Source organism: Ammoniphilus soli (assembly GCF_040813775.1).
Window position 1 is genome coordinate 210,139 of sequence record NZ_JBEGDL010000010.1, and the last position, 9,880, is coordinate 220,018.

Consider the following 9,880-nt stretch of genomic DNA (forward strand, 5'->3'; position numbering starts at 1 on the left):
TTTGAGGTTTAGCAGGAAAAACTCCGCTTATTTCTCACTTTTTCAGTCTAAACAGACAAATAGTCGGAAAAACTCCCATTATCTCCTGAACCGTAAAGAAAACCCCCACCAACGTCTATCATTGGCGGGGGACAGCATCCAACCTCACTGGTTTTTAGGAAGCCAATTGAGTTGGAATAACAATTCGAATAACAGCAATTTCATCGCAGGCAGGGAATTTGGAACAGTTGATGCAGTCCTTCCATACCTTGTGCGGCAGGGTTTCTTTCGATACGACTTCAAAACCGCAGCTGTTAAAGAATTTCTCTTGATAGGTTAAAGCCATAACCTTTTTAATTTCCAGTTCTAAAGCACGTTCGCATAAGTGATCGACCAGTTTCTTTCCAATTCCTTTGCCGGCATAATCAGGGGCGACAACAAGGGATCGGATCTCGGCAAGATCTTCCCAAAGGATATGTAGTCCGCCCACGCCGATGATGCGATCAGCCTGTGGATCTTCCACTACAGAAAAACAAGTAAGCGACTCACACAAGGATAGCTTGGATCTCGGCAGCATCATCCCTTTTTCTGCATACATATTAATTAACTCAACCATCCGGTCTAAATCTTTAATGGTAGCTTGGCGAATAATCATTAATAACGTTCCTCCCTTTCGGGCTCTCCTGCTCCGAAGGTAATAATTCTATTTGAATAATTATGCTAATATATAAGATAAATATACACAGTTTTACGTATCCTGTCTAGAATTAAAACAATGGAAGCTACCTCGAAAAAAAGGCAGAGTTTCTGTTGGATGATAGAAATCTGGCGAAACCTGTCGAGAGAAGTGACTGTCACATCCGAGCTCTGTATGCTATATTAATTTTGTAGTAAATCCATTTCATTTCCTACTTCCGCCTCGGACGTCTCGGTAAACGCTGGATAATCCAGTAGTATCAAGGCTTCGAGGACTTTTTTTGTTTCCTGAGTAATCCTAATAAAAACGCTTTAATGTGACCAAAAACGATCTGGATGTGACCTGAAGTGTGACCCGCAAGTGGGTGTAAAAACCCAGTAATAAAAAGGGACTGATGACATGTCGGTCTCTTTTTTGTGTCCAGATATATGTTAGGAACCAGACCATAGCAGAAAGGGGAGTGTGGGAGTGCAAAATAATTGATGAATTGTTTATAACACGGATAAGCTACCTATAACCGTCTCTCGACTTCTAATTGATATGAGTGGCATTTTGTGTCCACCCGATTTAATAAATGCCTGTATCACGCTCATAATCGCTCTATTGCAGCCTCTGATCAGAAAGGGCGCTGGCTCTTCGTCGATAAAGAAACGCTAGAGCTTGCGTATGTCTGCGCCAGGTGCAAGCGGAGGATCTATCCGCTGGCACGATAAAAAACGGTAGCTTTGCGAAGGCTACCGGTTTACTGACCATTAATCTTCTTTTTTAAATAATAACTGGTTTTAAAAACTCTTGAGAGAGTTTCCACGTTTATTTGGTTCGTTGGTTTTATAAAATGCTGCATTTAATTGTCCTTGAATCATTTGTTTACGAGCTGTCTCTTCTTTTTGTTTCTTTTCTAGTTGTTGTTTCTTTTCTATTTGTCTGATTTCGTATGTTTGTAGCCCATCTTCCATTTTATTCGCTATTTCGACTAAGCGATCAATATCATTGAAGGAATACTTTCGTGTTCCACCTTTAGTTCGCTCCGGAAAAATGAGTTGTCGTTCTTCATAATAACGAATTTGTCTTTCAGACATTCCGGTTAACTCTGCAACAACTCCAATAGTGATTACTTTTTTGTCTCTGTATGGCATGGTTCCTCCTGCGAATTTTGCTTACATATGTCAATGAAATTAAGTTTTATTTTTATCATTAAAAATACTTAAACTATATCAAGCAATGGCATCTTTCTTTGAGATTTCAACAATTCTTTCATTTATCAATTGAACTTTCTTGTACCGGATCATTCGCTCGACCCAGTTAATGGAGGCATCTGTAATACTATTCTTAATTATATCTTTCTCGGCTTTCAAAAGTTCAATATTACCGATCAAAGATATATCATTCCAAAATTTATTTAGTTCGAGTAATAACAACTTTATCACTCCTTTTGAAATTATAACTTCAATTTACAACTTTTTTCGCCATCACGTAATATAATCTGACATCATTTTAACCATGATATATCTGAATATCTGACAAATCGCTAATAAAGTAAAAAGCCCGCCTTTAGTAGTTGAGCAATCAGGTAATTGTCAAGTCCTTCACCCATTACCAGAGGATCAAACTCACACGCAATCTTATGTGAAAACACAACGAGATCCATCTTCTTTTTATCGTCAAACTCTTCGTTTTCTATGATGTTCTGAAATACGCCGATGAATATCCCTTTTAAATCGTCACGATCGATACATTCATTAAAAATTTCCTGAATACGTTTGCGATGTATTCCCTAGCAGCTTCGTCGATGACAACAGCCCTCTTTCTTTACATAATCTTTCTGATGTAATTATTTACTTTAGCGACCTGGAACTACTTCTTACTTCTTCGATTGTCCTGGCGAAAGCTTACGGAGTCATCCGCTATTTTATCAGGGGATTCTCTCTCGTAATAAAAGTTCTATCCCGCCTCTCAGACGCATAAACTCTGAACGTTTAAGACGTTAAGACTCTTCGACTGTCAAACGTTGAGACTCTCAGACTATGGGATAATCACACAAAAAGGAGGCGTTATTATAAGCGTTAAAGGAGTAGGGGAGAAGGTTGGAGTACGAAAGGTTAAAGTTGATAAGAAGGAGCGTTTGCAAACATATCTTCCTCCCGATGATAAGCAAAAACTTAATCGACTTGCACGAGCTTGTAATACTTCTGAAAGTGAATTAGCTAATAAAATGATTTCATACTCTCTAAATCATTTTGACTATGTTAACTGGATTCAATCTCAGCATGGTGTAAAAGATGATGATCCATTCCGCATTATTCCGGTTAAAGAGAATGGTCGATTAGTTTATTGATTTATTTCTTTGGTGAAAATGACTCGTACATCTTGTAGCAATCATCACAGCGATATTCATTTTTAGTGGAGGAAATCTCCTTGCCACAGTCAACACATTTCATACTATCAACTCCATTACTTTTTATACTAGTTATTCACAGTTTTTAAACAATTTAAAACCCATAACCAAATTGGCTATGGGTGGAGGGGATTAATATTTTAACCGCCAATGATTGAGATTATTCCTAAGTCTGTGAGCATTTTAACAGCTATTGTAGTTCCTCCAGCAACGACTAACCCCATTCTAAAAAAAAACACTCTGCACTCCTCCTAGTTGTTTTGTGCTTAGTTTAATCACATCAAAGGAGTGATAAGCAAGTTATTTCGACAAAATCCGGGCGGTGACAGGCACTTAACAACAACACAGGATTCTGCCCGGAACACTAGTCTGATGGTAGTCTAAATAATAGACACAGATTTTAGAGATCGGATAGGAATAGGGTTCCTGTAGTAGTGGAAGAGGACGTAGCTCCGTAGTGAACCTGACCGAAGGGAAGGTGAGCTAGGAGAAGCCGTAGGCGGCCGCGGCTTTGCCTCATCTATTCCATCCATTATAATTAAATTGATCCAAGCGATATATCATAATTTCTAAGTTGGCTTAGATTGTTCCAGTTTTACTAAAAAATTTTGATATATTAATAATATAGTAAAAGTGGAACAGGTACTTATTTAAATAGATTACATATAATAGTGAATATCCAAAGAGATAAATTATGACCGAAGTGTTTCTTCGTAGCGAAGCGGAGAAAAACACTTCGACGATGTTGTATTTGAGGAGCGATTTTTGCTCCGAAAATCAACATCGATATCTTTTGAACTTGTCTTTTGAAGTTTAAATAAATGACCTCACATTAAGCAGCGTACATACAAAAATAACTCGCCAAGGAACGATAAAAAAATGAAAAACTCAACCTATACAAATTAAAATCAATTGGAGGTCAAACATAAAGGAAGTATCAAACTTTATAGTAATTTAGCAATTGGAGACATTTATTTTTATTTGCTTGTAGGAATATATCCAGATTATAAGAAGTAAGTGTTTACATATTTGCATTGTTGAAGATGGAGAAATAATTTTTAGGGACTATTTTGATGCGAATCTCTATATACAGCTTGTTACCAAATTTATCCTGATTACCCTAAAGACGGAAAACTATATTGCGTCTCTACGAGGGAGGGTTGCCCAGCACCCTCAAGGTTTTGTTTACTAATATTATCAGTAATAAAGTCATAGTGTTTAATCATTTTATACCAAGTTAGCTGAAGGTAGTAAGCTTATTTTAATGGGGAATTTTAGTTAAATCACCAAAACTTAGAGAACCAAGCATCATAATAATGCACATGAGTATTTTGACCATGTTAATTCGACGATATAGTTTAGAAGAAATTACGGAATCATGAGAGAAATAAGCGCATTTATGAGAGTAAGTGACTGAGGCAAAGATTTTAGAAAAGTTTACATAATAATGTGGTAAGATATTCCTGTAGTTAATTTGCGTGGGGATGGTGGCAAATGCCTAAAATCATGCTTAAAACAGTCGATGGTCAAATCTACAAGGGTGATCTGGTTCAAGAAAGCCAGGACGTGATATTGGTTAGTAGGGTAGACGCTGTTAGTAGTGGTGATGAGATGGTATCATTGAAGACAAATTACGGATATACAGGCAATGTATCTTTTATAAAAGCAAATTTAATATGGTTCTATACTGAATAGTACCCGTTAATTCGGGTGCTTTTTCTATTTTTCAGCAGGAAAGTCAAGTATGAAAAAAAGAATTATTGGGTTAGTTCTATTATCATCATTTGTTTTGAGTGGTACAGTTTTAGCAGTTAGTAATGGAATGTTTAAAGGATTCCAGATTGTCAATGTGGTTATAGGTGGAAACCAGGTTAAAGGTGATGTGCCAGCTATTGTATTAGACGGAAGAACAATGGTTCCACTAAGGACTGTAAGTGAGAGTCTTGGAGCTAACGTTCAATGGGATGCTGGATCTAAGACAGTTAAAATACAAGCAAGTAACGGTAATGACCTTTACTACACAGCAAAGGTATTAGATTATCTTGTCTTTGCAAGAACGCAATTACAAGTTGTTTCTGTACTTGGATATTCGTTAAATATTTCAAAGACAATGAATGTAGAAAATCCTATATTGAATGATGTCAATAAAATCGATGAATCCGAAATTCGTCAATGGCAGGATGAGATAAAAGGATATCCATTGCATAAAAGTGAAATTGATACTTTGATTAAGTTAGGAAATCACATTATTCAAGCTAAGAAGTACATAAAAGAACAAGACGAGGTTTACGTATCTAAAGAATATCAATCTGCTAGTACTTTGGTTAATTTGATTTATGAACAGATTCAAGGAGAACTGAATGAGCTAAAACCATAGAAGCTTCGGAGATTAGCGTTATTTTAGCAAGACAATCCCTTTCACTTCCAGTATTATTGAAGTGGAGGGATGGATATGCTTGATAATCTTAATGTGTGCTTGAAAGAGTTTCTTGGAATTGAGTCAGGTAGTAAACTTGAATTGATTTATGAGGGATCATTAGAGTTAGCAGGCGCAGCAACTCCAATTGCTGGTGCATTAATTAACCATTACCGCTTTAATCGGATTGAGAAAAGATTAAATGAAATTAATAGTAGGTTTGACCGATTAGAGAAGGAAATCAGACAACAACCTACAGATGTTGGTGAATTTATTAAACATAAGATTTTTCCTTTAGTTTTGGAGAATGTCTTTGATGAACAACAAGATGAAAAAATACAGTATATTATAAATGGATTTGAGACTACTGTAGAACATCAATTGATTGATGAGGATTTAACATACACATATTTTGATATACTAAGGCAATTACGAATGGCTGAATTAAAGTTGTTAAATAAGTATGGTATGGATGAGAAGGATAACCTAACTGATGAACCCATACAAGGTGTTAATAAATATGTAGTGAATAAATTACAACAATTAGGACTGGTTAGTATTACATTAACTTGGGGCGATATTGGTGGAGGGGATAAACCTCTTTCTTCCGATAGGATTGCATTAAGTGAATTTGGTAGACAATTTATAAAGTTCTTTAAAACTATTGGCGCTTAGAAATAGGCGTCTTTTTTGCGTCCAATTCATCAGTCTACCTTGATATTGTACTCGTCTCCATGAGTAGCAACCATACAAATTATTCCGGCCAATACAGCAATCACTTGCTCATACCATTCGTAACGGCCTTCCATTACCCAAAGGACTAACGGAATATAGATCATAAGCATCAGCATTGATATCACCTCTTTAGAACTATATGAGGTGTGTAGTGGTTTTAGATTTTTAGATAAAACCTTTCCAAAAGTACCATATTTATCCTTTATAATAAGTATAGATTATTTTGGAGGTGCAATATGGCTAAGTATGATTACTACATTGAGTTTAATGGGCAATGGGAAGAGGGAGTCTATACTGTTACTGAAGTAAAAGATGGTAGAAGGGAAACCATTGATACAGTATACAATAAGAATCGAACTGGTCTTAAAGAAGCTAGACAGGTTGCAGGGAAATGGTTAAGGGAGAAATACAACTATGGGCTTGATCATGTTGTTACTCATCGGTGTGTAAAGCCAGGAAGAGATGAAAGTAAGAATCCGTTTGAACATTGGACAAAAGCAGAATATTTAAAGGGTACGAGGTGATTGGGGTGCAAAAGCATTCCTTTTTTATTTGCACAAAAATTTAAAAGGAGTAGGAGGAATAGAGATCGATTTATTATGTTAATGCTAATGACTGCTTTGGTTGTATCGATATTGACAGCTAAATGTGGTGAAGCCGAATTAATTTTTTAGAAAATCGCCGAATTTAACATAGCTTAAGGCATATATGGCTTTTCAGGGTTTCCACTTATACAAACGAGAATTTAAGAGTTTTACCCGGTTTAAATTCTGCATAAAATATGCATAAAAAAGTGGTTGCGAATAAGTCGCAACCATTTTTTCTTGTTAAACTATAGATCTCCGTCCCTTAATAAATAAACGGAGAGTTACATAGTTTTATATAAAAACCATAAATGGGGGTAATCCCAGTGAGGAAAAATACTTTAATAAAAACAGCAATATACACCTTTTTTTCTTCTTTTGGATTTTTAGCTTTATGGACACCAAGAGGTTATCAAAATGCCGATAGGATGATTTATTTCATTCCTTATGATGAATTTTTGTTTATGATATTAGAACGTTCAATTGTTACTACATTCATCATAGTATTAGCCGTATCCTTTATCCAATTTATAAGAAAATGGATCGTGAAATGAAGAATTAACATCAATTTTATTCCGTTATAGATACCCGTTAGTTGAAATCTACTTTAGGATAAGTTTTTAGATGCTCATAATCGATTAACTCTCCGTCTGAACTTACTACAATTTTATCTTCTCCGTAAGTAATATGAGCGCGATAATACGGGTGTACTTTTAAAGTTATTTCATATAACCCACCTACACCATATAACTGCTTTATTTTTAAAATTTCGGTGTCATATGTAGCCCAAGTAAGACCTTCTTCTTGTGCAACTTCATCGTCCTTATAAATTTCTGCTATCGCTCTATCTATTGGCTCACCAAGGCTCCTAATAAGTGCATACTTAAATGCATCACATAGTTCCGTATCGGTTTCATTAATGGTTTGTGAATATACTGACGAGTTGAAAATCATTAATAACGGTATTAAAAACCACAATACTACATAATTTTTCATATCATCACCCGTTTTTAGTTTCCTAAAAACCTAAGATAATATTCGACTAAACTCCCTTTAGCGGAACAAAAAGAATGGGATGCCGAAGCATCCCGTATCCCGCTATCTGAATCCCGTTAGCTGAACAAAAAACGAATTAACATACGGGTTAAATCAAGTCCGAATACTAAAACCGCTATTAAACCAGTAAAAAATATACCTAAAGAACTTACCATAAGCGGGGCTTTCATTGGAAAAGATTCCGTAAGCCACTTTATCTTGTCTTGTTCTTGTCTGAAATCTTTGTAATGCAAACGAAGGAAAAATCCACTTAAACATAAAGTAACCAATCCGAAAATAAAAAACAGGATTTCCCAACCTATATTGCTCATTATTTGCTCCTTAATTAAACAGCCATTAAATACTCTTATTATTCCCACCCTTCACTGCCCTTTAGCGGAACAATGGCAAAGGGATGTGCATCCCTATATCACGCTATCGATCTCCGTTTGTTCAACAAACAGAACTGCCTAGAATGAAGCCTTGTTTGTAACACTCTTTTACAATTTCACTTTTTCGTATGTGCACACCCCAAACGTTTTGGTTACTACAATTCATACAATAGGCGAGTGGCATCAAAATGCTTTCGCAGCTTGAACAGCTTTCTGAAGACCATCCGAAATAATAGCTTCCCTCCGATCAGGAAATTGGTGATGCCCTTCAATCACTACCGTTCTGATGTCTGTAATACCAAAAAACTTTAAATGATTCCGAACAAAGCTTACGGCCATTTCAGAAGGGTCTCCTTCAGCATATACACCACCTCTTGCGTTTAATAACGCCACTTTCTTATTGGGTAATAGACCAACTGAACCTGCAGCAGTATATTTAAATGTTTTACCTGGGCGATGTATATAATCAAGGTACGAGTGTAGCACGGCAGGCACGGTTAAGTTCCAAAGGGGAAAAGCAATGACCACTTTATCAGCAGCTATAAACTGTTCTAGGTGCTTTGTGACAATATCACGTACATTCTTTTCATCTGGCGTGAGCTCTATTCCCTTATAGGCTTTTAAATTCCCACTAATCATGACATGACCTAAATAAGGCAGTGGCTCTTTATATAAATCCAGTTCAATAATGATATCTCTCGGATGTGATTCCCTATAACTATTCAAAAATGCATCATACAATTTCACACTAATAGATTGTTCTATCGGACGATCATTCGCTTTAACAAACAAAGTTGTTGTCATTTCATTACCTCCAAATAAGGAATAGTAATACCTGATCAAACTACAGGGTCAGCACTCCGCTTGTTTGATTGTTCTTGTTGTTTTGCCAAACTGGAAATAGTAAAGCAGCAAAATGCCTACATGTAAAACAGCAAGAACGAGAAATATATTGCTGTAAATCAAGCCGTTTGGATAGATATTTGCCGGGTTCCAATGAACATAGGAGCCAAGATCTACCACCTTACCGTAAACCCCTGAAGCCATCCCCCCTGAAATGAAATTCGACATTGCTAAAAGCCCCATTCCCACCCCAGCCTGCCCCTTTTGCAATGTCATGGAGACAGAATTGGACAAAGAAATCATCATAAAGGTTTGCCCCACATTACCGAAAATCAAAAAGATAGCAATGAATACAGGAGATATTCCAGTGAAGGTTGAAAGCAAAACAAAACAGGTCAATAAAGATCCGGATGCAACAAAGAAAAGATACGAATTCCCCTTCAAATCTGCCAGCTTACCTCCTTTTTTCCCAAGAATGGCGGAGGCGACTGCAGCAGGAACCATCGCAAAACCGATCCAGTTAGGCGGGAGCTGGTGTACATGAGCCAAAAGCAATGGACTTAGAAAATAAAGGGAAAAACCAATTCCGCTTATTAAGAAAGATATCGTTAGCCTGAGTGTATAGCTCTTGTTTGTAAAGAGCTCAGGTTGAACAAACGGTTCGGAAACGGAACGAATTCGTACGATGAACATCACTAAAGCAAGCAATCCAAAGATAGGAAACCACCACGTTCCACTCGTAACACCTAAAAGCAGCAAGGTCACTGTAGCAGCTAGCAAACCACCACCAACCCAGTCAAATTT

Annotated in this window: 13 protein-coding genes; 5 read left to right on the forward strand and 8 right to left on the reverse strand. The window is 36.6% G+C overall.

All coding sequences use genetic code 11. The annotated features are described in order from the left end of the window. Positions 1-154: 154 nt before the first annotated feature. From ABLT31_RS19935 to ABLT31_RS19945, 3 genes are all read right to left on the reverse strand, one after another. Positions 155-634, reverse strand: coding sequence for an N-acetyltransferase (locus tag ABLT31_RS19935; protein ID WP_367754882.1), 480 nt, complete (start codon positions 632-634; stop codon positions 155-157). Between the two features lie 824 nt (positions 635-1,458). After that, positions 1,459-1,812 (reverse strand): MerR family transcriptional regulator, encoded by a 354-nt coding sequence (locus ABLT31_RS19940; RefSeq protein WP_367754884.1) that lies wholly within the window; start codon positions 1,810-1,812, stop codon positions 1,459-1,461. 78 nt (positions 1,813-1,890) lie between these two features. Beyond that, positions 1,891-2,094 carry a hypothetical protein gene (locus ABLT31_RS19945; RefSeq protein ID WP_367754886.1) on the reverse strand — a complete coding sequence of 68 codons (204 nt, stop codon included), beginning with the start codon at positions 2,092-2,094 and terminating at the stop codon, positions 1,891-1,893. Positions 2,095-2,684: 590 nt separating this feature from the next. On the opposite strand from ABLT31_RS19945, the gene ABLT31_RS19950 reads away from it, so the two are divergent. The 4 genes from ABLT31_RS19950 to ABLT31_RS19965 all read left to right on the forward strand — a co-directional run bounded on the left by ABLT31_RS19950 (position 2,685) and on the right by ABLT31_RS19965 (position 6,162). After that, positions 2,685-3,011 carry a ribbon-helix-helix domain-containing protein gene (locus ABLT31_RS19950; protein ID WP_367754888.1) on the forward strand — a complete coding sequence of 109 codons (327 nt, stop codon included), beginning with the start codon at positions 2,685-2,687 and terminating at the stop codon, positions 3,009-3,011. Positions 3,012-4,565: 1,554 nt separating this feature from the next. Continuing rightward, positions 4,566-4,766, forward strand: coding sequence for a hypothetical protein (locus ABLT31_RS19955; RefSeq protein ID WP_367754890.1), 201 nt, complete (start codon positions 4,566-4,568; stop codon positions 4,764-4,766). 49 nt (positions 4,767-4,815) lie between these two features. Further along, positions 4,816-5,448 carry a copper amine oxidase N-terminal domain-containing protein gene (locus ABLT31_RS19960; protein ID WP_367754892.1) on the forward strand — a complete coding sequence of 211 codons (633 nt, stop codon included), beginning with the start codon at positions 4,816-4,818 and terminating at the stop codon, positions 5,446-5,448. 75 nt (positions 5,449-5,523) lie between these two features. Beyond that, complete coding sequence (locus ABLT31_RS19965) at positions 5,524-6,162, forward strand: hypothetical protein (protein ID WP_367754894.1); 639 nt, start codon at positions 5,524-5,526, stop codon at positions 6,160-6,162. 29 nt (positions 6,163-6,191) lie between these two features. Here the strand turns inward: ABLT31_RS19965 and ABLT31_RS19970 are convergent, their stop codons facing one another. Then, positions 6,192-6,338: a hypothetical protein gene (locus ABLT31_RS19970; RefSeq protein ID WP_367754896.1), complete on the reverse strand. Its 147-nt coding sequence runs from the start codon at positions 6,336-6,338 to the stop codon at positions 6,192-6,194. A gap of 120 nt (positions 6,339-6,458) precedes the next feature. Here ABLT31_RS19970 and ABLT31_RS19975 point away from each other — a divergent pair, with 120 nt between their 5' ends. Continuing rightward, positions 6,459-6,746 (forward strand): hypothetical protein, encoded by a 288-nt coding sequence (locus ABLT31_RS19975; protein WP_367754898.1) that lies wholly within the window; start codon positions 6,459-6,461, stop codon positions 6,744-6,746. Between the two features lie 651 nt (positions 6,747-7,397). On the opposite strand, the gene ABLT31_RS19980 is transcribed toward ABLT31_RS19975, so the two are convergent. The 4 genes from ABLT31_RS19980 to ABLT31_RS19995 form a co-directional block, all read right to left on the reverse strand. After that, complete coding sequence (locus ABLT31_RS19980; RefSeq protein WP_367754900.1) at positions 7,398-7,802, reverse strand: DUF3888 domain-containing protein; 405 nt, start codon at positions 7,800-7,802, stop codon at positions 7,398-7,400. Positions 7,803-7,918: 116 nt separating this feature from the next. Then, positions 7,919-8,173: an Asp23/Gls24 family envelope stress response protein gene (locus ABLT31_RS19985; RefSeq protein WP_367754902.1), complete on the reverse strand. Its 255-nt coding sequence runs from the start codon at positions 8,171-8,173 to the stop codon at positions 7,919-7,921. Between the two features lie 243 nt (positions 8,174-8,416). After that, positions 8,417-9,037, reverse strand: coding sequence for an FMN-dependent NADH-azoreductase (locus ABLT31_RS19990; RefSeq protein WP_367754904.1), 621 nt, complete (start codon positions 9,035-9,037; stop codon positions 8,417-8,419). A gap of 48 nt (positions 9,038-9,085) precedes the next feature. Continuing rightward, positions 9,086-9,880, reverse strand: a 795-nt coding sequence (locus ABLT31_RS19995; RefSeq protein ID WP_367754906.1) for an MFS transporter, incomplete at its 5' end; no start/stop codon positions are given.

Bases quoted from the DNA above. Each gene is read 5' to 3' on its own strand.
- ABLT31_RS19935 (WP_367754882.1), bottom strand. From the start codon at position 634: ATGATTATTCGCCAAGCTACCATTAAAGATTTAGACCGGATGGTTGAG.
- ABLT31_RS19940 (WP_367754884.1), bottom strand. From the start codon at position 1,812: ATGCCATACAGAGACAAAAAAGTAATCACTATTGGAGTTGTTGCAGAG.
- ABLT31_RS19955 (WP_367754890.1), top strand. From the start codon at position 4,566: ATGCCTAAAATCATGCTTAAAACAGTCGATGGTCAAATCTACAAGGGT.
- ABLT31_RS19960 (WP_367754892.1), top strand. From the start codon at position 4,816: ATGAAAAAAAGAATTATTGGGTTAGTTCTATTATCATCATTTGTTTTG.
- ABLT31_RS19965 (WP_367754894.1), top strand. From the start codon at position 5,524: ATGCTTGATAATCTTAATGTGTGCTTGAAAGAGTTTCTTGGAATTGAG.
- ABLT31_RS19970 (WP_367754896.1), bottom strand. From the start codon at position 6,338: ATGCTGATGCTTATGATCTATATTCCGTTAGTCCTTTGGGTAATGGAA.
- ABLT31_RS19975 (WP_367754898.1), top strand. From the start codon at position 6,459: ATGGCTAAGTATGATTACTACATTGAGTTTAATGGGCAATGGGAAGAG.
- ABLT31_RS19980 (WP_367754900.1), bottom strand. From the start codon at position 7,802: ATGAAAAATTATGTAGTATTGTGGTTTTTAATACCGTTATTAATGATT.
- ABLT31_RS19985 (WP_367754902.1), bottom strand. From the start codon at position 8,173: ATGAGCAATATAGGTTGGGAAATCCTGTTTTTTATTTTCGGATTGGTT.
- ABLT31_RS19990 (WP_367754904.1), bottom strand. From the start codon at position 9,037: ATGACAACAACTTTGTTTGTTAAAGCGAATGATCGTCCGATAGAACAA.